Source organism: Thalassospiraceae bacterium LMO-JJ14 (assembly GCA_021555105.2).
Lineage (GTDB): Bacteria > Pseudomonadota > Alphaproteobacteria > Rhodospirillales > Casp-alpha2 > UBA4479.
Window position 1 is genome coordinate 2,164,957 of record CP134604.1, and the last position, 22,376, is coordinate 2,187,332.

20 protein-coding genes are annotated in these 22,376 nt (G+C 60.5%); 15 read left to right on the forward strand and 5 right to left on the reverse strand.

What is annotated here, in order from left to right:
• Positions 1-6 precede the first annotated feature (6 nt).
• Together L2D14_10245 and L2D14_10250 are read right to left on the reverse strand one after the other, a co-directional pair.
• Complete coding sequence (locus L2D14_10245; GenBank protein WNJ98253.1) at positions 7-2,253, reverse strand: CHASE2 domain-containing protein; 2,247 nt, start codon at positions 2,251-2,253, stop codon at positions 7-9.
• 36 nt (positions 2,254-2,289) lie between these two features.
• Positions 2,290-3,447 carry a FecR domain-containing protein gene (locus L2D14_10250; GenBank protein ID WNJ98254.1) on the reverse strand — a complete coding sequence of 386 codons (1,158 nt, stop codon included), beginning with the start codon at positions 3,445-3,447 and terminating at the stop codon, positions 2,290-2,292.
• A 277-nt stretch (positions 3,448-3,724) separates the two neighbouring features.
• Between L2D14_10250 and L2D14_10255 the strand changes: the two genes are divergently transcribed.
• From L2D14_10255 to L2D14_10300, 10 genes are all read left to right on the forward strand, one after another.
• Positions 3,725-5,374 (forward strand): ShlB/FhaC/HecB family hemolysin secretion/activation protein, encoded by a 1,650-nt coding sequence (locus L2D14_10255; protein ID WNJ98255.1) that lies wholly within the window; start codon positions 3,725-3,727, stop codon positions 5,372-5,374.
• Positions 5,375-5,558: 184 nt separating this feature from the next.
• On the forward strand, positions 5,559-5,825 hold the full coding sequence (locus tag L2D14_10260; protein WNJ98256.1) for a twin-arginine translocase TatA/TatE family subunit: 267 nt from the start codon (positions 5,559-5,561) through the stop codon (positions 5,823-5,825).
• A 64-nt stretch (positions 5,826-5,889) separates the two neighbouring features.
• Positions 5,890-6,369: a Sec-independent protein translocase protein TatB gene (gene tatB / locus L2D14_10265; protein ID WNJ98257.1), complete on the forward strand. Its 480-nt coding sequence runs from the start codon at positions 5,890-5,892 to the stop codon at positions 6,367-6,369.
• Between the two features lie 5 nt (positions 6,370-6,374).
• The gene (tatC, locus tag L2D14_10270; GenBank protein WNJ98258.1) at positions 6,375-7,235 is read left to right on the forward strand and encodes a twin-arginine translocase subunit TatC; all 861 of its coding nucleotides are present in this window, start codon (positions 6,375-6,377) and stop codon (positions 7,233-7,235) included.
• 253 nt (positions 7,236-7,488) lie between these two features.
• The gene (gene serS, locus L2D14_10275) at positions 7,489-8,766 is read left to right on the forward strand and encodes a serine--tRNA ligase (GenBank protein ID WNJ98259.1); all 1,278 of its coding nucleotides are present in this window, start codon (positions 7,489-7,491) and stop codon (positions 8,764-8,766) included.
• A complete protein-coding gene (surE, locus tag L2D14_10280) occupies positions 8,759-9,541 on the forward strand; it encodes a 5'/3'-nucleotidase SurE (GenBank protein ID WNJ98260.1) in 783 nt (260 codons plus the stop codon). Before serS ends, surE begins: the two co-directional genes overlap by 8 nt.
• Entirely contained in the window at positions 9,538-10,179 is a 642-nt protein-coding gene (locus tag L2D14_10285; GenBank protein ID WNJ98261.1) for a protein-L-isoaspartate(D-aspartate) O-methyltransferase, read from the forward strand. The genes surE and L2D14_10285 overlap by 4 nt, the downstream gene beginning before the upstream one ends.
• Positions 10,176-11,228, forward strand: coding sequence for a LysM peptidoglycan-binding domain-containing M23 family metallopeptidase (locus L2D14_10290; GenBank protein WNJ98262.1), 1,053 nt, complete (start codon positions 10,176-10,178; stop codon positions 11,226-11,228). The genes L2D14_10285 and L2D14_10290 overlap by 4 nt, the downstream gene beginning before the upstream one ends.
• A gap of 162 nt (positions 11,229-11,390) precedes the next feature.
• Complete coding sequence (locus tag L2D14_10295; GenBank protein ID WNJ98263.1) at positions 11,391-11,765, forward strand: hypothetical protein; 375 nt, start codon at positions 11,391-11,393, stop codon at positions 11,763-11,765.
• 138 nt (positions 11,766-11,903) lie between these two features.
• Positions 11,904-12,389: an ATP-binding protein gene (locus L2D14_10300; GenBank protein WNJ98264.1), complete on the forward strand. Its 486-nt coding sequence runs from the start codon at positions 11,904-11,906 to the stop codon at positions 12,387-12,389.
• Between the two features lie 24 nt (positions 12,390-12,413).
• On the opposite strand, the gene L2D14_10305 is transcribed toward L2D14_10300, so the two are convergent.
• Complete coding sequence (locus tag L2D14_10305) at positions 12,414-13,268, reverse strand: ATP-binding protein (protein WNJ98265.1); 855 nt, start codon at positions 13,266-13,268, stop codon at positions 12,414-12,416.
• A 234-nt stretch (positions 13,269-13,502) separates the two neighbouring features.
• Here L2D14_10305 and yajC point away from each other — a divergent pair, with 234 nt between their 5' ends.
• Genes yajC through L2D14_10325 form a run of 4 tightly spaced genes read left to right on the forward strand, consistent with a single transcriptional unit; the run spans position 13,503 to position 16,997 of the window.
• Positions 13,503-13,994: a preprotein translocase subunit YajC gene (yajC, locus tag L2D14_10310; GenBank protein WNJ98266.1), complete on the forward strand. Its 492-nt coding sequence runs from the start codon at positions 13,503-13,505 to the stop codon at positions 13,992-13,994.
• 36 nt (positions 13,995-14,030) lie between these two features.
• Complete coding sequence (gene secD / locus L2D14_10315) at positions 14,031-15,611, forward strand: protein translocase subunit SecD (protein WNJ98267.1); 1,581 nt, start codon at positions 14,031-14,033, stop codon at positions 15,609-15,611.
• A 21-nt stretch (positions 15,612-15,632) separates the two neighbouring features.
• Positions 15,633-16,589 (forward strand): protein translocase subunit SecF, encoded by a 957-nt coding sequence (gene secF / locus L2D14_10320; GenBank protein WNJ98268.1) that lies wholly within the window; start codon positions 15,633-15,635, stop codon positions 16,587-16,589.
• A 24-nt stretch (positions 16,590-16,613) separates the two neighbouring features.
• Positions 16,614-16,997 carry an Mth938-like domain-containing protein gene (locus L2D14_10325; protein ID WNJ98269.1) on the forward strand — a complete coding sequence of 128 codons (384 nt, stop codon included), beginning with the start codon at positions 16,614-16,616 and terminating at the stop codon, positions 16,995-16,997.
• A gap of 162 nt (positions 16,998-17,159) precedes the next feature.
• Here the strand turns inward: L2D14_10325 and L2D14_10330 are convergent, their stop codons facing one another.
• Positions 17,160-17,762, reverse strand: a complete 603-nt coding sequence (locus L2D14_10330) for a superoxide dismutase (protein ID WNJ98270.1) — start codon at positions 17,760-17,762, stop codon at positions 17,160-17,162.
• Positions 17,763-17,963: 201 nt separating this feature from the next.
• Here L2D14_10330 and L2D14_10335 point away from each other — a divergent pair, with 201 nt between their 5' ends.
• Positions 17,964-18,797 carry a phytoene/squalene synthase family protein gene (locus tag L2D14_10335; GenBank protein WNJ98271.1) on the forward strand — a complete coding sequence of 278 codons (834 nt, stop codon included), beginning with the start codon at positions 17,964-17,966 and terminating at the stop codon, positions 18,795-18,797.
• A 145-nt stretch (positions 18,798-18,942) separates the two neighbouring features.
• On the opposite strand, the gene L2D14_10340 is transcribed toward L2D14_10335, so the two are convergent.
• Positions 18,943-22,311: a hypothetical protein gene (locus L2D14_10340; protein WNJ98272.1), complete on the reverse strand. Its 3,369-nt coding sequence runs from the start codon at positions 22,309-22,311 to the stop codon at positions 18,943-18,945.
• Positions 22,312-22,376: the final 65 nt, after the last annotated feature.

The window sequence follows — 22,376 nt, forward strand, 5'->3', positions numbered from 1 at the left end:
TGAAAACTAGGCCCTGTCGATCTGCACGATCTTCCCGGCCGTGACGGTGTTTTCCGGCGGAAATACAATTGAAATGCGTGTGCCGACCCTGATCTTGCTCTCGATATGCAGGGTTCCGCCGAGCAGCACGACTTGCGATTTTACCAGATGCAAGCCGAGCCCGCTGCCGTGATAGCTGCGCCGCATCGAACTTTCGAGCTGGTGGAAAGGCTCCATTACACGCTCGATCTGATCGGTGGGAATGCCGATGCCGTTGTCCTCGACGACGACTTCCATGCCGCCCTCGCGCGTCAAATTGACGGACAGGCTGACCTTGCCGTTTTCCGGTGTGAACTTGATGGCATTTGAAAGCAGGTTGAGGACGATCTGCTTGACGATCCGGGCGTCGGTCCAAAGCGTTTCAATCCGTTCGTCGACATTCGTCGTGATGTCGAGCAGGCTGGCGCCGGGATAACCGCCCGCGATGCGCATGCATTCATCGACAATTTCGTTGAAGTCGACGGCCGATGCATGGATTTCGGTCTTGCCGGCGGCAAGCCGGGAAACTTCCAGCAAGTCATTGATGATGGATAGAAGATGCGAGCCGCTGGTAAAGATATCATCGGCGTAGGCTTTGTATTTCATCGAGCCGACCGGGCCGAAGATTTCCGATTTAATGGTTTCGGAAAATCCCAAAATTGCGTTCAGGGGGGTGCGCAATTCATGCGACATATTGGCGATAAATTCGCTTTTTGCCCGGTTCGCCTCGATCGCCTGTTCAGCGGCCCGGTTCAGAACATCTTCCGTCTGCTTGTAAACGGAAATATCGGAAATCGCATAGATCGTGAAATCCCGGTTCGTCGTCCGCCTTTCAAAGGGGGCGGATTCGGGGGTTATCGAAACGTTGGAAATCGCAATTTCGACCGGAAGTGAGACATCGCCGGAAACTTTCAGCGACGTATAAATTTTCGAATGGTGCGGCGTCGGTTCGTCGAACGACACGTCATCATCGTCCGGCAGGATGACCTTGGCCACATCGCGATCGATGATTTCATCCCGCGACACGTTCAGCATTTCCGCCGCCGCCTTGTTGACGAAACGGATGATCCCGGCATGGTCGGCAACGACAATGCCGGTAAAGCTGTTGTCGGCAATGGCCTGGTTGAGTGCACGGCGTTCGCGAATTTCAGCGGACCGCTTGAATACGAGAAGTGCCTGCATGTCCAGTTGCTTGGTCAGACCGTAGACGAAACAGTATGCGGTGGTCACCAGCGCCGAACCGGCAGGGATGTCGACGGGGACGTATGTCTGAAGAATCATTGCCAGCGTGACCAGCAGTGTTGACGTGACGATGAAGGCAATGGAGCCGCGCACATGCGGCAAACGCACGAACATGCCGCTGAGGAGAATGCCGATCAGCAGCGCGGCGCCAAGTACGACCAGGGTATCCGCCTGCATGATCGTCCGGCCCAAAAGGATGGACTCCGCCGACATCGCCTGCAGTTCGGGGCCGCTCAGTGCGCCGTAAACGGGAACCGCGATTTCATCGCCGAGCTCCAGCGCCGTGGCGCCGATGATCACATACTTGCCTTTCAGCAGGTCGGCATTGAATTGACCGCTGAGCAGATCGACAAACGATACCCGGGGAATTGATTCCGGGCGAATGCTGTAATCCACATAAAACGATTCCGTACCTTCCGTCGTACGTCCGAGCAATTCGGTGGCGAAAGCGGGAACGAAGCTTTCATGCCATTTGTGTAGGCGGTCGTATTTTCGGACCAGGCCATCGGACGCCGGCGTCACATTCACCGAACCCAGAAGCGCCTTTTCTGCAAGATCGTGCATCGGCGTGGTTGTCGTCACCTCGCCACCGCGGGTCGAGGACCATTGCTTGAAAACGGGTAGCACGATCCGTGCCTGCGCGTTGCTGACGGCTTCGATCAGATCGTTATCCGCATTGCCCCGAGAGGGTGAACTGAAATCGATATCGAGGCCGATGCGCGAAACACCGGCTTTTGAAAGTTTATTGATGGCTTCTGCATGGAGCGATCGTGACCACGGCCATTCGCCGAGTTGCTGCAGGCTTTTTGAATCGATCTGGACAATGACGACCTTGCCGGATGCCTCGCGCGGGAACAGCAGGTATCTGAGATCGGCGAGTGCACGGTCAATGCCAGGGACAACCCCCAAGGCATATAATGCCAACAGCAGTCCGATCATTCCGGCAATATGCAGCCGGTTGGTCACGAGGCTGCGAAACGTTCCGCGCGTCACGGGGCGATGCAAAACGTTTCCCGATTTTCTCATGACCTAGCTGTTGCCATTGCCATTGCCGTTACCGTTACCGCCGGGATTGCCGTTGCCACCGGGATTGCCATTGCCGTTGCCACCGGGATTGCCGTTACCGTTGCCGCCGGGATTGCCGTTACCGTTGCCGCCGGGATTGCCGTTGCCATTGCCACCGGGATTGCCATTACCACCGGGATTGCCGTTGCCGTTGCCACCGGCATTACCGCCGGCATTGCCGTTGCCGTTACCGCCGGCATTGCTCTGCGCCGTGATGAATTTTGACAAGCTGGGACCGCGTGCATTGACGCTGTTGCCTTTGTCGCCGGGGGCTTTGAATTTATTTCCTTTCGCGTTTTGCGATTGGCCCGGGCCATTCAGGGAGAGCAGCCCCTTCGTATTCGCGGCAACGTTTCCGATACCGGCATCGATGGAGTTCCTGATTTTCAGGCCGGCTTTGCCCCGGTTGCCGCTCGCTTTGCCGTTCGCTTTACCGTTGTCATTCGCGTTGGCTGCGGTTTTTTTCTCTTTTTTACCGTCATCCGCGCCGGAATTGTTGCCTTCTTTTTGCGAATTCCCCTTGCCGTCGCCACGGTCGATGTTCAGTCCGCCGCCGCCCGTCGCCGCGACACGAGCCGTCTGTCCGACGGCGACCAGTCCGGTCTGCCCGGTCGCCAGTGATGCAACCTGAACCAGACCTTCCGTCACGTGCAGGGCGCTGCCGTCCGGGGTGACGCTAACCGAAAAAACGGTTCCCTTGATAACCGCCGCCAGATAAGGCGTGCGGACCTGGAAGTTTCTGGCGCCCTCGCTGGAATCGATGTTGAACAACAGGGTGCCGAGAGTCTGCAGAATGCTGGGGGACGATGCCGTGGCGCTTTCGGCGCCGACGCGGAACGCGCTGTCGGGGGAAACGACGATGCTGTCGCCTTTTCTGGACAGCACAAGGCGGCTTTCACTTCCCGTCGATACGCTCATGCCTTCGGCCAGTTGAGCGCCCGTTGTTGCCGGCATTTCGCCGGCGTCCAGCGAGCGGATCTTGGCATCGCCGACCACGGATGTGATGATCCATGCGGTGCCCGGCGCATAGACGCCGGGTGACTGTGCCTCAAGGTCGCCTGCGGCAAAAATCATTCCGACAAAAAGAAGCAGAAAATGAATGCGCTTCGGGAATCCGGGCATGCAGTGGTGCCTTAGATGCTGGTTAATCATAATCATGTGTATTCGTGCATGATGAATAAGGTTACATTCACTTAACGTAAAGTGTTGTTGGGTCCAAAACGGAACCGTATATTCGTCGCAAATAAGGACAGTCCAACAATCAATTCGTTAACGAATTGTATTGTAATGAAATTTTTGAGTGCGTACTACAGAATTAAGGTTTTCCCAGCACATTTGGAACGATTAATTGTGGAAATTATTTAGGTACACTAAAGGTTTATTTGTCTCTGTTGCGGTCTTGTCCGCCGTTTTGCCGTGCCTGGTCCTGGCCCAGACGACATCCGATCCGGCCCGTGTCGAAGAGCGGATCGACCAACGCAATGCCGCTCAGCCGCATATAAAAGATGAACTGAAACAACTGCAGCCGGCCACGGATACCGATGGTCCGGACGCACAGCCGTCCGAGCGTTTCGTGCTCGCCGCCGTGACCTTTTCCGGGAACACCGTTTTTACTGCAGCCGCTTTTACCGACATTTACACACCGCTGCTGGCGCGCCAAATCGGCATCGAAGACGTCAGGAAAGTCGCCACCGACGTCACGGCGTTTTACCGGGAAAAAGGATACTTTCTGTCCCGTGCCGTTGTTGAATCCCAGGGCGTTGAATACGGTGTGCTGAATATCCGCATCGTTGAAGGCAAGATCACCAACGTCAGTTTCGATGCCGAAACAGCCGAGCAGGCTGACCTGTTGCGGCCCTATGGCGAAAAGATCGCCGATGCCGCAATGCCGGCAAACGTCAATACCGTGGAACGCTATCTGCTTTTGATGAACGACCTTCCGGGCATCAAGGCACAGGCCAAGGTAAACAAGGTCGACTATGAAAAAGGAGTTTACCGGCTCGATGTTGCGGTCAGCAAAAAGCCGGTGAATTATTCGTTCAATGTCGACAACCGGGGCACGCGCTCGGTCGGCCGCGATCAGGCCTATGTCAGTGCCACGGCAAACGGCTGGATGAGCGGGCGGGAAAGCACGCGTCTCGGCATCTTCACGATACCCTCGTCACCGAAAGAACTGGCCTATGTCGAGCTTCAGCAGCAATGGGCGCTCGGCACGGAAGGGACGGCCGTCAGTCTCGGCGGTTCGTATTCCAAGATCGATGCCGGGGCCGATGAAATCGACAACGACCTTCACAGCAATTCCTGGCGCGCCAGTGTGACCGTGTCACACCCGGTGATCCGCGGCCGTGCCAAGAACCTTAATGTATACGGTGTGCTCAATACTTCCCGGCAAAAGCAGCACGATTTCGGCGTCTTCGATTACGAGGACCGGCTGCAGGTGCTGCGCGGCGCCGCGGAAATCTATTATGAAGACGACATGCAGGGCGCCAATTACGCCAACATCTGGCTCAGCCGCGGTCTTGGCCTGAACGATGTCCCGGGGGATGCTCAGCGCTCCAGAAGCGGCGGGCGGCCGGTCTTTACCAAGCTCTATGCCCGCACAGAACGCCGCCAGCTGTTTACCGACAACTGGGCGCTCAAGGTCTCGGTTGCGGGTCAGGTGGCGGACCAGCGGCTGTTGTCGAACGAGGAGTTCTCTCTCGGCGGTTATCTGTTCGGCCGCGGATATGACGGTGGCGAGATTTCAGGGACACACGGCGCCGCCGGTTCGATCGAACTGCAATACGGTGACGATCTGGAAGGCCGTTGGCTGTCGTCGTATCAGTTTTACGGGTTCTATGACGGCGGCGTGGTATGGGAAACGGCCGAGAACAGTTACGCCAGTGAGCATGAATCCCTGACGTCGGCAGGGATCGGCGTGCGCAGCGGTATCGGTGAAAATATGTCGAGCGGCATCGAGCTTGCCATGCCGCTGACCCGTCCGGCCGAGGAAGTGGGCGGAGACGGCAAAAAGCCGCGTCTGTTCTTTTACCTCAACGCGAATTTCTAAGCCCTGAAGAATAGCCTCAAAAATCCTTGCAATCTCCGGGGTGAGCCGCAAATCTAGCGGCACTGGGAGAGTGCGGCGCTGAAAGGCGCCGTTGTCGCGTTTCAAATGCGCGCTGTTCTAACGAACCGCTCTTGTTGGAAATTGAAATTCGACGAACACGCGACAAATAGTGGGAAGAAAATAAATGGGTGCGTTCAGTATTTGGCATTGGCTTATCGTCCTGGCCGTCGTCCTTGTCCTGTTTGGCGGCGGGGGCAAGATTTCCCGTCTCATGGGCGATTTCGGCAAAGGCCTGAAATCCTTCAAGAAGGGCATGAAAGACGGCGACGAAGCGTCAGGCGATGATGCCGGCGATGATGCCGGCAAGACCGAGAAAAAGGCGATCGATCAGGACGCCAAGGAAAGCGTCTCGGCGAGCGAGTCCGAAAAGGACAAGGCTTCCGGTGGCTGATCTTGCCGCGGGCGCGCCGGGCGCGTCCGCATTTTCGTTTATCGTTTGATCGAGGTCGTCCGCCATGTTCGATATCGGCTGGCAGGAAATCTTCCTGATCGCGGTGATCGCCCTGATTGTCGTCGGGCCCAAGGATCTGCCGCGAGCATTGAAAACCGTGACCGGGGCCTTGCGTAAGGTCAAGGGAATGGCGCGCGATTTCCAGAGCGGCCTCGATGACATTGTCCGTGAATCCGAACTCGACGACATGCGCAAGCAGATCGAGGCGGAAAGCGGCGGCGACATCCTCAAAAACATCGAAAACAGCATCGATCCGGACGGCGATATTTCCCGCGATCTGGACGAGATGCGCGATGTCGAGGGCGATCTGAGCAAGGCCGCGCAGGGCTATGGCGATGACGTCAAGAAAGCCGATAGCGATGCCCGCGCCGATCTTCCCGATCCCAGCGAAGCGATGACTTTCTCACCGCCGCCCGCACCCGAGCCTGAAGCGGCCGGGGCGTCCGAACCTGACAAGAACAGCAAAAATACCGGGGAGGGCTGAGAGCGGTGGCCAAGGACAGCGATACCATCGACGGCTCGAAAATGCCGCTGCTTGAGCATCTGATCGAGTTGCGTACCCGGCTGTTGTGGTCGGTTGTCGCCATCGTCGTGCTGTTTTTGATCTGCTTTTATTTCTCGACGCAGATCTACGCCTTTCTGGTGCAGCCGCTGTCCGACGTGCTCGACGAGGTCGGCCGCGACCGCCGCATGATCTATACGGCGCTGCAGGAAGCGTTCTTCACCTATGTCAAAGTCTCGTTCTTCGCCGCCATGTTCATCGGCTTCCCCTTCATTGCCTGCCAGATCTGGCTGTTCGTGGCGCCGGGGCTGTACAAGCACGAACGCTCGGCATTTCTGCCGTTTCTGGTCGCCACGCCGATCCTGTTCTTCATGGGCGGCGCGCTGGTTTATTATTATGTGCTGCCGGTGGCGTGGAAGTTCTTCATCGGCTTCGAAACCGCGGGCGGCGACGGTACGCTGGCGATCCAGCTTGAAGCCAAGGTCAACGAATACCTGTCCCTCGTGATGCGGCTGATTTTCGCCTTCGGCATCAGCTTCGAGCTGCCGGTTGTCCTCACGCTGATGGCGCGCGCCGGCATCGTCACCGCCGACGGGCTGGCCGCCAAGCGCAAGTACGCCATTGTCTGCGCGTTCGTCGCCGCGGCGATCCTGACGCCGCCGGACCCGATCAGCCAGATCGGTTTGGCGCTGCCAATTATCCTGCTCTACGAAGTCTCGATCATCATGTCGCGCATGGCGGAAAAGAAACGCGCCAAGCGCCTCGATGACGAAGAAGAAGCCGATGACGATGACGACGTCGACGACGATGAAGACGTCAAAAAACCGGAACCCGAGCCCGGGCCTTAAGACTTATTACCGTCACCCTGAACTTGTTTCAGGATCCATGACTACAAACTGAAATCGTGCCGGGTTCTATGGGGCCTGAACCAAGTTCAGGACGACGGTGATCCTTGGCTATGATGGGCTTTACATTACTCAATGATGTTGTTTGGAGAACGAAACGGGTGTCCCGCCGGGATTTTCATGTTAACTGACAGACGTTCGTGGCTGCATAATGGCCAGAGCGATTTCGTGAGTTAACAAGGACGCGACGTTTCCCATGTTCGATATCAGGTGGATCAGAGATAACCCCGATGCTTTCGATGCCGGTATGGCACGCCGGGGCTTGCCCCCGCAAAGCCCGGCATTGCTGGCGCTGGACGCCGAAAGGCGCGATGCGCAGACCCGCGCGCAGGAAATGCAGACCGAGCGCAATGCGCTGTCGAAACAGATCGGCCAGTTGAAGTCGAAGGGCGAGGATGCGTCCGATATCATGGCCAGGGTCTCCGAATCGAAGGATGCGCAGGCCGCCGCCGAAGCCGAGGCGAGCAGCGCGTCGGAACAACTGAATGACGCTCTTTCCCGATTGCCGAACCTGCCGCTCGACGATGTGCCGGACGGCGGCGGCGAGGACGATAACGTGGAAATCCGCCGCGTCGGTGAGCCCAGGACTTTCGACTTCGAGGTCCGCGACCACGTCGATCTCGGCGAATCCCTCGGCATGATGGATTTCGAGACCGCGGCCAAGCTGGCGGGCGCACGCTTCGTCATGCTGTCCGGCGCGCTGGCACGCATGGAACGCGCCCTGGCGGCGTTCATGCTGGATCACAATACCGCCGAATTCGGCTATACCGAGGTCAATCCCCCGGCGCTGGTCAACGACAAGACCATGTTCGGCACCGGGCAGTTGCCGAAGTTCGGCGAGGACCTGTTCAAGACCACGGCGGGATTCTGGCTGATCCCGACCGCCGAAGTGCCGCTGACCAATATCGTTGCCGATCACATCGTCGACGATGACTATCTGCCAAGGCGCTATACGGCGATGACGTGGTGCTTCCGCTCCGAAGCGGGCGCGGCCGGCAAGGACACGCGCGGTATGATCCGCCAGCACCAGTTCACCAAGGTCGAGATGGTTTCCGTTACGCATCCGGACAACTCGCTGGAAGAGCTTGAGCGCATGACATCGTGCGCCGAGGATATTCTGACGAAACTGGGCTTGCCGTTCCGCACCATCGTGCTGTGCACCGGCGACATGGGCGCGGGTGCGCGCAAGACGTACGATATCGAGGTCTGGCTGCCGGCGCAGGACCGTTACCGCGAGATTTCAAGCTGTTCCGTGTGTGGCGATTTTCAGGCCCGGCGCATGAACGCGCGGTTCCGCGTTAAGGGCGAGAAGGGGACGCAGTTCGTGCACACCTTGAACGGCTCCGGCCTGGCGGTCGGGCGCACGTTGATTGCGATCCTCGAGAATTATCAGCAGGCCGACGGCTCGATCGTTATTCCCGACGCGCTGCAACCCTATATGGGCGGCATGAAAGTGATCGAAGCCAATGGCTGAGGCGGGCTTCGATCTTAAAAAAGCGCGGGTTCTGCTGTCCAACGACGACGGCATCCATGCGCCCGGGCTGAAAACCCTCGAAGACGCCATCCGCCCGCACGTCGCCGAACTTTGGGTGTGCGCACCGGAAACCGAACAGTCGGCGACCAGCCATTCGCTGACGCTGCGCCGCCCGCTGCGCATCCGTCATGTTTCGGAACAACGCTTTGCCGTCGACGGCACGCCGACCGATGCGGTTTTACTGGGCGTCACCAACATCATGAATGATGCCCGCCCTGATCTGGTGCTGTCGGGCATCAACAGGGGCGGCAACCTGGGCGAGGACGTGACCTATTCCGGGACCGTGGCGGCGGCCATGGAAGGCGCCTTGCTGGGTATTCCGTCCGTCGCGCTGAGCCAGACCTACGAGGACCGTCACAAGGTCAAGTGGGCGACCGCCAAAGCATGGACGCCAAAGGTCCTGAAGCAGCTTTTCAAGCTCGGCTGGCCGAAGGGTATCTTCATGAACATCAACTTCCCCGATGCGACGGCTGCCAAGGTCAAGGGCGTCGAGGTCTGCCGTCAGGGACGGCGCAAGATCGGCGGCGGGCTGACACGCGGGGTCGACCCCCGGGGTGACGAATATTTCTGGATCGGCCCGCAACGCGACGAGGAAAAGTTCCTCAAGGGGACCGATCTGGCGGCCGTCAACAACGGCTATGTCTCGGTGACGCCGCTGGCGCTCGACCTGACCGACGCGCAGACACTCCGGAAAATCAAGGGCGGCATAAAATGAAGCCCGGCGGACTTGATGCGAGCACGCTCAGGAACGCGCTGATCGGGGACGGCATCACGGACGAGGCGGTTCTGGATGCGATCACGCTGACGCCGCGCGAACTGTTCGTGCCGAAGGCGTTCCGCGAACGGGCGTACGAAAACTCACCGTTGCCGATCGGCCTGCACCAGACGATTTCACAGCCGACCGTCGTCGCCATGATGACGCAGGCACTGGAACTCAACGACCGGGTCAAGATTCTCGAGATCGGCACCGGGTCCGGATACCAGACAGCGATCCTGGCAAGGCTGTGCCGCCGCGTTTACACCATCGAAAGACATAAGGCGCTATTGTCGGAAGCAGAGGAGCGGTTCGCCACCCTTGGCTTCAACAACGTCGTGACACGCCATGGCGACGGCTCGATGGGGTGGCGCGAACAAGCGCCGTTTTCGCGGATTATCGTGACGGCGGCGGCGGTCGACGTGCCGCATGTGCTTTTGGAACAACTTGATGTCGGCGGAATCATGGTGGTCCCGGTCGGTCTTGAGGAACGCACGCAGCATCTGCTCCGGGTCCGCAAGACCGAAGACGACATCGAAACCGAAGATCTGGGGCTGGTCCGCTTCGTGCCTCTGATAAGTGACGAGGAAGACGGTTGAAATACAGTTTCGCCATCATTGCGATCCTCTGCGCCGGCCTGAGCGGATGCGGCAATATCCAGATACCGTCATCGTCGATGCCCCGCGACATCAACACACCACCCGTACGGGCAACGCAATCGGGTAACGTGACACGCTCGGCAAGCGGGCAAAGCGATGCGTCCTTCGTCGGCGCGTCGGCGGTCAAGGTCGGGCCGGGCGATACCGTCTATGCCCTGTCGCGTCGCCACCGCGTCCCGGTTCAGGCGATCATCCGCGCCAACGATCTGCGCCCGCCGTATCTGTTGAATGTCGGCCAGCGCATTGAACTGCCGCGCGGCACCCAGCACACGGTGACGCCCGGCGACACGCTGTATTCCGTAGCCCAGCGTTATGATGTGGTAATGTACGAACTGGCGCGGCTGAACGGCATCGATGCGCCCTATACGATCCGTGTCGGTGAGGTGCTGGTTATTCCGTCCGACGACAAGCCGCCGAAATCGGTCAGCAGCCCCCCGGTGCAAAGCGCCGCCGCGCCGCCGCCGGCAGAAAAACCAAGGCGGATGGTGCGCGTGCCGCAAGCACCCAGAGGGACAACGAGCGGGACGAGCAGCGGCGCAGTCGGTCAAATCGCCGTGGTGCCGCCGAAAAAGCCGCCGGAACCGGTGCCGCCGCCGGTCGCCAGAACGGGCAGGGGATTCGTATGGCCGGTCAAGGGGCCGCTGATGTCGAATTTCGGCACCAAGGACGGCGGGCTGCGCAATGACGGCATCAACATCATTGCGCCCAAGGGGACGCCGGTACGCGCAGCCGAAAACGGTGTCGTCGCCTATGCCGGGAATGAAATCCGTGGCTTCGGCAATCTGTTGCTGATCAAGCACGCCGACGGTTATGTCACGGCCTATGCGCATAACGCGGATTTGCTGGTAAAGCGGGGCCAGCGTGTCTCGCGCGGCCAGAAGATCGCCACGGTCGGCCAGTCCGGTTCGGTCAACCGCCCGCAGCTGCATTTCGAAATCCGCAAGGGCCGCCGCCCGCAAAACCCCGAAAAGTATCTCAGAGGGGCCTAGAAATACCGCACACCCCCTCACCCTGCCTCTCCCCCTGAAAGGGGGAGAGGGGTTATGCTGTGCCGTGATCCGGGAGTCCCTCTCCCCTACGCAGTGGGGGAGAGGACAGGTGAGGGGGCGATATTTTATAACCGCGAACCGAAATCCCTGCTAAAATAGCGCATGCTCATCATGCAGATCCTGCGCTCACCGCGCACCGCGTTCGTTTTCATGTCCTTTGTCGTGGCCTTGGGGATTGTCTTCGGTTTTCGCTGGTTCGGCTGGCTGGGGGTCGGCTTCGTCGGCCTTCTGGGGCTGATGATCTCGCACAGGGCGGAAATCTTCGATGACTGCAGCGACCCGCACGAACGGGCGTCGGCGCAGGTCACCGACATGTACGCCCGCCAGCTCGAAAACAAGCGCCTCGATAACCATGATGCACGCCGCCGCCGCGAGGGCGAGGCACTGCAGCGCCACATCATGCACCGGGTGATCAACGCCGTCTTCGCCGCCATTCTGATGCTCGGCGGGTCGATGTTCTTCCTGAAGGAGTTCTAGCTTATGGAACTTTTGTTGACGGCCAACACTGCCCGCATTGACGGATGGATTATTTGCCCGGCCGGATCCGTCGGGCCGGGTTATCTGAACTACTGAACACCCCATCACGCATTTTGCGCCCGGTCAGAGTAATCGATAATGTCAGAACAAAATCCCACACTTCATATGGTGTGCGGAAAGATCGCCTCAGGAAAGTCAACGCTTGCCTCTTCCTTGGCGAAAGCGCCTCGGACGGTGCTGATTTCCGAAGATCTTTGGTTGTCGAATCTTTACGCGGACGAGCTGCGGAACATCGCCGACTATGTGCGTTGTTCCGCGCACCTACGCGCTGCAATCGGTCCGCATATCGTTGAACTGCTTCAAAACGGCACATCAGTGGTGCTGGATTTTCCGGCGAACACGCGTCAGATTCGCGCCTGGATGCACAGCCTGATCAAAGAAGCCGGCGCAGCGCACGCGCTTCACCTTCTGGATCTGCCGGATGCGGTGTGCAAGGAGAGGCTGAGGGAACGAAATGCCGCCGGTACACATGAATTTACAGTCTCGGACGAGCAATTCGACCAGATTACCCGGCATTTCGAACGACCGGTGCCCGATGAGGGGTTTAAAATCGTAATCTATTAGAGTTGGTGGGCGGTCAAATCTATTCTAGTCGAGCTTTTTGCCGAGCCGCCCGGCCAGATCTTGAATGTATTGCCACGCCACACGGCCCGAGCGCGCACCGCGCGTCACCGACCATTCGTTGGCTTCGGCCTTCAGGTCGATCGACGGATCGTCGAGTCCGTAGTGTTTGGCATAGCCTTCGATAATCTCGTAATAGGTTTTCTGATCGACGTTGTGGAAACCGAGCCACAGGCCGAAGCGGTCCGACAGCGAGACTTTTTCCTCGGTCGCTTCCGACGGGCTGATGGCGCTGGAGCGTTCATTTTCGATCATGTCGCGCGGCATCAGGTGGCGGCGGTTCGATGTCGCATAGAACAGGACATTGTCGGGCCGGCCCTCGACGCCGCCGTCGAGCACGGCTTTCAGGGACTTGTAGGCTTCATCCTGGCCGTCGAACGACAGGTCGTCGCAGAAAATCAGGCAGCGGCGTTCCGTATTGCGGAGCTGGCCGAGCAGCGTCGGCAGCGACGGGATATCCTCGCGGTGGATTTCGATCAGCGCCAGCGCGCCCGGCGTTTCCTGGTTGATCTTGGCATGCACGGCCTTGACCAGCGACGACTTGCCGGTGCCGCGCGCGCCCCACAGCAGGGCATTGTTGGCGGGGAATCCGTTGGTGAAACGCTTGGTGTTGTCGATCAGTTGATCCTGCTGGCGGCTAATGCCCTGCAATAGGCCGATATCGACGCGGTTGACCTTGGCAACGGATTCCAGACCGCCGCTTGCATGCCAGACGAAGGCATCGGCATCGTCGATGCTGCATTCCGGCGTCGGCTCGGGGGCCAGACGCTCAAGCGCACCGGCAATCCGGCCCAGTAGGTCCTTGGTTTCCTGATCGGTCATCTTCGTTTCACATTCCGCTCATGTCATTCGGTTCAGGGCGCGGAAGGTATACGCGCGCCTTTTGAGCGTCAATAAAGGTTTGCCCGCGTGCGCCGAAGATTACGATACGTTAATGCGCGATCCCCCGGATTTCGGTCGGAATCGGTTGCAACTCCGGGTCTGGGCGGTATAGTCCCGCGACTTTTATAAATGGGCGCATTCGCCCCGGCTGAGGCGTCTCGAGGAGTTGATACAATGTTTATTTCCGAAGCTTACGCACAAGCGGCAGGTGGTGCTGGCGGCGGCAATGCTTTCCAGGCGTTCCTGCCCCTGATCCTGATCTTTGTGGTGTTCTATTTCCTGCTGATTCGTCCACAGCAAAAGAAGATCAAACAGCACCGTGAACTGCTCGACGGCCTGCGTCGTGGCGACAAGGTGATTACCGGCGGCGGCATCATCGGCACCGTCACCAAGGTCGACAACGACAATGAAGTGACCGTCGAAATCGCCAAGGACATCAAGGTCAAGGTACAGCGCGCCACGATCTCCGGCATTGTCAATCGCACCGATCCGGTCGGCGGTACGCCGGCCAACGATTCCGGCAAGAAATCGGGCGGTCTGCTGGCCGGTCTGTTCGGTGGCGGCGCCAAGCCTGCGGCCCCTGCGGCACCCGAAGCACCTGCTGAAACCGAATCCGGCGACAGCGGTGACGGCGACGACAAGGGCAAGGACGCTCCCAAGAGCTGATCCGAAGCACGGGCACGACAATTACAGGATAGTCAGATGGTCAATTTCCCGACCTGGAAAAAGGTTCTGGTGGCGCTGGTCTGCTTTTTCGGCATTGCCTTTGCCGCGCCGAATTTCGCGCCCGAAAACGTCACCAAGGATTTGCCGGACTGGATACCGCATCAGCAGGTCAACCTGGGCCTCGATCTCAGGGGCGGTTCGCACCTGCTGCTCGAAGTCGAAGTGCAGGCGGTCATCAACGAATACCTGGAAGCTTTGGTCGACAGTGCCCGCGCCGAACTGCGCGGCGAACGCATCCGCTACCGTGCGCTCGGCAAGCAGACGCAGAGCATCGGCGTCACCATTCCCGATGCCGCGCAGCGCGATAAGGCGCTGGAACTGCTGAAGGCGCTCGACAGTGCCGCCGAAACCTCCATCGACGGTGACCGCATCACCATCGCCATGACCGATCCGCAAATCATCGAACGCCGCACCTCGGCCGTGCAGCAGTCGATCGAGATCATCCGCCGCCGTATCGACGAGACCGGCGTGCGCGAGCCGACCATCCAGCGACAGGGCGATGACCGCGTCATCGTGCAGCTGCCGGGGATCGACGATCCGGAACGCGTCAAACGGCTGATCGGTAAAACCGCGAAGCTGACTTTCCAGATGGTCGATGTACAGAATTCCGTCGAGGAAGCCATGGCCGGGCGCGTGCCGCCGGGCTCGGTGCTGCTGCCGTTGGTCGAAAGCTCGGTCAGGCCGGGGCAGAACCCGTTCATTCTGGTCAAGAAGCGCATCGCCGTCAGCGGCGAGAACCTTGTCGATGCCCAGCCGACCTTTGACGGCCGCGACAGCCAGCCGGTGGTTTCGTTCCGTTTCGACACCATCGGGGCGCGCAAGTTCGGCAAGGTGACGACGGAAAACGTCAAACGTCCGTTCGCGATTGTGCTGGACGGCAAGGTGATCTCGGCGCCGACCATTCAGGAACCGATCCTTGGCGGTTCCGGTCAGATTTCAGGCAGTTTCTCGGTTCAGGAAACCAACGATCTGTCGCTACTGCTGCGTGCCGGGGCATTGCCCGCGCCGCTGACCATTCTTGAAGAACGCACCGTCGGCCCCGGGCTCGGTGCCGATTCCATCGCTGCCGGCGAGATCGCCTGCCTCGTCGGTCTGGTCGCCGTGATTATCTTCATGGTGATCGCCTATGGCCGTTTCGGCATCTATGCCGACATTGCGCTGGCGATGAACATTTTCCTGATCCTGGGCGCCCTGTCGCTGTTACAGGCGACACTGACCCTGCCGGGGATCGCCGGGATCGTGCTGACGATCGGCATGGCGGTTGACGCCAACGTGCTGATTTTCGAGCGCATCCGCGAGGAAGTGCGCTCCGGCCGCACACCGATTTCCGCCATCGACGCCGGCTACAGCCGCGCCATGACGACGATTATCGACGCCAACCTGACGACCCTGATCGCCGCCGTGCTGTTGTATTCGTTCGGCTCCGGCCCGGTGCGCGGCTTTGCCGTGACGCTGGCCATCGGGATCGTCACGTCGATGTTCACGGCGATCATGCTGACCCGCCTGTTCGTGGTCTCGTGGCTGCGCAAGACCCGCCCCAACGAACTTCCGTTGTAATGGCGTTGTGAGGGACAAGATATGAAACCGCTTAATCTGATACCTGCCGACGTCGACATCGCGTTCATTTCCAAGCGCAAGATATTCTTTACGATTTCGGCCCTGCTGATTGCCGCCTCGATTGCCATGGTGCTGACCAAGGGGCTGAACTTCGGCATCGACTTCAAGGGCGGTATTCTGATTGAAATCCGCACCGAGGACGGCCCCGCCAATATCGCCGAGATGCGCGGCAAGATTTCGGCGCTGAACATCGGTGCCTTCTCGTTGCAGGAATTCGGCGAGCCGACCGATGTGCTGATCCGCATCCAGCGCCAGGACGGCGGCGAAGAAGCGCAACAGCAGGCAGTCAACGCGGTCAAATCCACACTCGGCGAGGGAATTTCCTATCGCCGTACCGAATTCGTCGGGCCGCAGGTTTCCAAGGAACTGCTGGAAGACGGCGTGATGGCGGTGTCGCTGGCGATGCTGGCGATCCTGATCTACATCTGGTTCCGTTTCGAATGGCAGTTCGGGGTCGGTGCGCTGGTTGCGCTGCTGCACGACGTCACGGCGACCATCGGCATATTCTCGCTGCTGGGACTGGAATTCAACCTGACCACCGTGGCGGCGGTGCTGACCATCGCCGGGTATTCGATCAACGATACCGTGGTCGTATTCGACCGGGTTCGCGAAAAGCTGCGCAAGTACAAGTCCATGCCGCTGGACGAGCTTTTGAACTTCGCTATCAACAGGACGCTGTCGCGCACCATCATCACCTCGTTCACGACGGTACTGGCGCTGTTGGCGCTGTTCTTCCTCGGCGGTGAGGTGATCCACGATTTCAGCTTCGCCATGATCTGGGGCGTCATCGTCGGGACCTATTCGTCGATCTGTATCGCCGTGCCGCTGTTGCTGTATTTCGGCATCGACGACAAGGCGCGCGGCAACATGGCCGGCGGCGACGAAGAAGACGCCCAGCCCGAGCCGGGCGTCTCGTAACGCAGGAGTCCGGTACGCGCGCTCATGTCCCTCGATATCAACCCCGTTGTCCCGAATGACCGCCAGCTCATCCAGTCCTATGGCGACGGGCGCTTCAAGGTAACGGGCGAGGTGTACGAGGGCAGCATTCTGGTGTTTCCCGAGCGCACCCGGCTTTGGCCGGTCACCCATTTCGAACACATCGACCATGAATCCTTAAGCGAGGTCGTCGCCGAACGCGATGCCGTCGACATTTTGCTGGTCGGCTGCGGCGAACGCTTCAAGGCAGTGCCGAAGGGACTGCGTGCGGCGCTCAAGGACGCAGGCATCGTGCTTGAGTGGATGGACACCGGCGCCGCGTGCCGCACCTACAATGTACTGGTCGCCGAGGAACGCCGCGTCGCGGCGGCGATTCTCGCGGTGGATTGAGTGTCCCGTCACCCTGAACTTGGTTCAGGGTCCATGCCTGCAAATCGGGATGGTGCCGGGAATCATGGGTCCTGAATCAAGTTCAGGACGACGATAGCGCAGTACGCATAGAAAAAGGCGCGCCCCGAAGGACGCGCCCTGTTTCTAGAATTGCCGGTAAAATCAGGCGTTGGCCAGATTTTCAGCGGCGAAATCCCAGTTCACAAGATTATCCAGGAACGCGGCCAGGAAGTCCGGGCGGCGGTTCTGGTAATCCAGGTAGTAGGCATGCTCCCAAACGTCGCACGTCAGCAACGGGGTCTTGCCCTGGGTCATCGGGTTTTCGGCGTTCGGCGTCTTGACGACTTCGAGCTTGCCGCCGTCACCGACGACGAGCCATGCCCAGCCGGAACCGAACTGCGTTGCGCCGGCCTGCTTGAAGGCGTCCTTGAAGGCGTCCAGGCTGCCGAAATCGGCATCGATCTTTGCGGCCAGATCGCCGGAAGGCGCACCGCCGCCGTTCGGCTTCATGGAATTCCAGAAGAAGGTGTGGTTCCAGACCTGGGCTGCGTTGTTGAACATACCGGCCTTGGCTGCATCGCCGGCGGTTGCCTTGATGATCTCTTCAAGGCTTTTCCCGGCAAGGTCGCTGCCGTCGAGAAGACCGTTCAGGTTGACCACATAGGTGTTGTGGTGCTTGCCGTGGTGAAAATCGAAAGTGTTGGCCGACATGTGCGGCTCAAGGGCGTTCTTTTCATAGGGTAGTGGGGGAAGTTCAAAAGCCATAATGCTCCCTCTCGTGTGTTAAATAACTTAAGCGAATGTGACGTCCAGCGACGCAGACGGCACGTTAGACCACGCGTATCCCCGGTGCAACGTCCGGTGAACGATGGCGGCCGGTCTTTAACCCGGCCCTACACTCCCATATAAGTGACGAATGGCGAGTTTCCAGTATTTACACAATGAAGGATCGGTGACGGTGTCGAAATGGCCGAAGTGAGCTATTGCGCCGAACAGGTCCGCCTGTTCGATAACGACCGTTTTCTGGCCAGCCTTTTTGCTAGCGAGGCGGTGCGCGAGGACCTGTTCGCGCTGTATGCCTTCAATCTGGAGCTGTCGAAGATTCGCGAAACCGTTTCTGAGCCGATGATCGGCCGCATGCGGCTGCAATTCTGGCGCGATTCCCTGCCGGGGGTGGCCGCTGGAAACCCGCCGCAGCATGCGGTGGCCGAGCCGCTGGCGGCATGCGTGGCCCGCGCGGGAATCGCCGAGAGCGAATTGGCGGCGCTGATCGATGCCCGCGAAACCGATCTCGACGATGTACCGCCCCGCGATCTGGCGGCGTTCGAGGATTATGCCGTGCGCACGTCGTCGTCGGTCATGGCGTTGGCGCTTCGGGTACTTGGCGAGGACCCGCAGCGCCATGCCGATTTGTTGCGCGCCGCCGGGATCGCCGTGGCGCTCGTCGGTCTGGTCCGCGCCATCCCCTTCATGGCAGCGGCCGGGCGGGTGACGTTGCCCGCCGACCTGTGCGCCAGGGCCGGGCTCGATCCGGCGCAACCGCACCAGTGGCCGCAAAACCCGGACCTCCGCGAGATCACCGGGCCGCTGTTGGCCGCCGCCGCACGCCATCTGCATGACGCACGGGGAAAGATGCCGGGGCGCACGGCCCTGCCGGCGTTCCTGCCGTTGAGTCTGGCCGCGCTTTATCTCAAGGACCTGAAAAAGGTGGGCGGCGATCCGGCGCGGCATGCCGCCCGTCCGCCGGGCGTGCGGCGTCCGCTGACGGTGCTGTGGCGCTCGGCGCTGGGGCGCATCTGAAATTATTCCGTCATTCCCGCGAAAGCGGCGACCTGGATAAATCCGAATGACTGGATTCCGGCCTGCGCCGGAATGACAATGCGTCAATCAAACATCGATCGTCACCCCGGCGAAGGCCGGGGTCCATGCATTCCAACCGATATCGTTACTTGTTCGCCCGTCTGAGCCGCATCAACTCATGTGACGAAACCTGCGGGAAGATCGACGGTGCGTTGAAGTGATACAGCATCACCGCGCCCCGGTTGGTGTCGGGGAAGCCGCCACGGCTGTCGTCGAACTTGCGGATCTCGAGAACCGATATCACGTTGGTGCGTGAATCCCGACTGCGCCACGTGACCGTCGGATTGTCCATGCGCGGTTTGGCGAGCGGTGCGATGGAGCGCTTCCAGATTTCCGTCGGCTCACCGTAGCGGACCTGATAGTACGCCACCACCTGCTCGAATTTGTCGGACTCGAACAACGCGTGGAAGCGCGACGGACTGCCCTGATCGTAGCGTGTGATGGCACTCGGCCCGGTATACAGGATCGTCGGCACGACGAACGTCGGACGCAGATCCTGCGGCCAGTCGACGGGTTCGATACAGAACAGCGTCGTGCCGCGGTTCTTTTTGACGCACGCATTCAGCGGGTCGATACCGTCCTGTTGCGGCGGCAGGGTGTTTTCCAGCGTCACCGATTCACCCAGACTGAGCACCACATCTTCCAAGGACGTGCGGGTCAGCACGCCGGGACGCGGCGCCGGGGGCACGCCGGGGGTGGCATTGATGGTGTCGACTTCGGTGACCGGCCATTGCCCCTGATCGGGCAGCGCTGTCGGTGCGCCGTCGCGCAGCGCGTCTGAAAGCAGCCGCTCGGCAGCGGCCTGACGGTCCTGATCATCGAGCTTCTCGACCTGCGGCCCCTTGTCGAGATCCTTCGGCCCCTTGAACAACTGGCGGATGCGGCCGACCATTTCCGACACCACGCCTTGCTCGCTTCTGATTTCCGAGCCGTCCTCGGGCGAGATCGCGGTCACGCCGAGAGTCTGTTTCTGGCCTTCGGCATCTTTGCGTTCGACGGTCATGGTCCAGGGATCGGGGATTGCCGGTTTCGCCGGCTGGATCATCTGATCCTTGGGCACATCAAGCTCGCCGAGGCCGATGGTGCCTGGCTCGGGCGGCGGCGGCGCGTCACCGGGCAGGCCCGGCTGTGCGCGCGTCGGGCCGAGAACCGATGTCAGGCGCTCAAGGAAATTCTGATCGAGATCGCCGTTGCGGGTCGCCGTGGCCCCGGCTTGTGTGCCGGGTGTTTCGGGGCGCAGTTCGACACCGCGCAAATCCAGCAGCTTGTCATCGACGACCTGGCCGCGCGCCGGATCGTTTTCCGGCATCAGGTTATCGATGACGCGGGGCAGCGGTTCTTTTTCGACCCTGTTTTCATTCTTGAACTGGGGCGGCTTCATGCCGGCTTCTTCTTCCTGATCGCCGCGGAAGAAGCGCGCCAGTTTCTGAATCTTGGCATCGGCGTCCTTGACCTCGTCGGCGGGCAATCCGGCGATTTGTATGTCCTTGCGCGGCGGAATGGTCTTGTGCTCCTTGCCGCCGGCAATCGGCTGGCGGACGATCGGCAGGCCGTGCACATCCTCGTTCTCATACTGGTCGCCGGTCAGATTTCTGAACCTTGCCATCATGCGGCTCGACGGTTCCTCGCGCGCCGTGATCGGCTTGTCCGGCTGCGGTAACTGGTGGCCGGAAGGCAGCATCGGGCGCGGAATATTCTGAACATTGCGGCCGGGTTTGTTTGCGTGAATTTCACGCTCGCGCATGACGGCTTCGCTCTCGCGGGCGCGGCGCAGGATTTCCGCCGGTGAACTGCGCTCGGGTTCGCGCTGGCGCGGTGCGGTGCGCGGCGTTTCCAATCCTTTCGGTATTTCCAGGAACGGGTCGGATTTCGTCACCGGCGCTTTGGCCGGGGCGGTGCGCGGTGCCCCGGTGTTGGGCGTGCCGGTTTCCGCATCGGTACCGCGCGGCGTCAGATAGCGTTCGGTATTCTGTGTCGGATTGCGGTTGAGGATCTCGTCGATCCTTTTCAGCCGCGCCTGCAGATCGCCACCGCCGGGCGGCGGCAGCACGTTCGGGTCGCTGGGTTCTATCAGGCCGCCGGGACGGCGCAATTGTCCGGTGTCGGAACCGGGCAGAGGCTCCAGACCGGGTGGCAGGGCAGGGATGGCGCCGGCACTCTCGGAAGGCGGCGGAATGATGCCTGGTACTTCGCCCGCCGGTGCAGCCAGTCCTGGTATCTCAAGGCCCGGTGATTCCGGATCGGGCGGTGCCGGGCCGTCCGGCAATTCGGGGGCGGCCAGTCCTGGCATTTCGAGCCCGGGGACATCCATGCCTTCACCCGCGGGCGGCAGGGTCGGGGCGGCGAGACCGGGGATTTCCGGCATCGGTTCGCTGCCCGACGGCGGCAGGACGGGAACGGCAAGACCGGGAACTTCCGCGGTCTCGGTCTCCAGGCTCGGCGCGGCGAGCCCCGGTGGATTGCCCGGTGGCGGCGTTGTCCGTTCGATGGTGACGGTGCCGGGGGGCTGCATGGTGCTTTCGGGCAACGGCGGAACGACCGGCGATTGCGGCAGGCCGAATTCATTTTCCGCCGGCTGATTACTGCCGACCATGCCGGTCATGCGGTCGACCATGCGTCCGGCGGAACTGGTGCTTTCCGGCGGCGTTGAATCGCCGAAGCGGTCGGCCGGGTTGGTCAGGCGTTGGCCGCCCGAACCGAATACGTCCTTGGGCGGTCCCGCCGGGACGTCCTCGTTTCTGCCGAATATGTTGTCGGTGGTGAAGGATCGCCTGATCTCGCCCCACAGACTGGTCAGAAACCCGCCGTCTTCGCCGGCAGCCTCGCCCGAAGGCTCATTCGCAGCCATGTCAGGGGCTTCGGCGGTTTCTTTCGGCGGCATGGCATTGGTGTTGGCGATTTCATCGTCCGGCCGCATTTCAGGCGGTGGTGCCTTGCCGGGCGACGCGGACGGCATCGGGGCCTGGGCGGGGGTGCCGGTGGGCGGCATGTCCGTTTCCGCCGTCGCTTCCGGCATGCTGTCAGGCGCTTTGACCGGCTGCGGTTTCTTCGGCGGCACCAGATCGGAAAGTCTGGGGTCGGGCATCGCCGGCCTCGGTGCGGCGACACGCCGCTTCGGCTGGGTCAGGGCTTCCTTGACCTTATCCGTCACCCTGGGCTGCGTTGCGACGCTCGGCGGCTGGGTGCGTTTCGACAGCAGGATATGCGCGATGCGGAAGTGGCCGAGGTCGACCGCGACGTCGGCCGGGGTCATGCCGTCGGCATTCTTGGCGCTGAGATCGGCGCCGGCGGAAATCGCCGCCTCGACGGCATCGATATCATTGACCTCGACGGCGTTGAACAGGGCCTCGTTCGGGCTTTGCGCGGTGAGCGGCAGGGATGTCGCAAGGGAAATCGTCAGGGAAATCAGCAACGCCAGCACGCAGGCACGCAAAAACGCCGGAAAACGCGCCATGCGTCCCGGGGTAACCAAAGGTCCGGCGTATGAAGGATGCGTGCTCATCGGCAATGTGTCAGTTA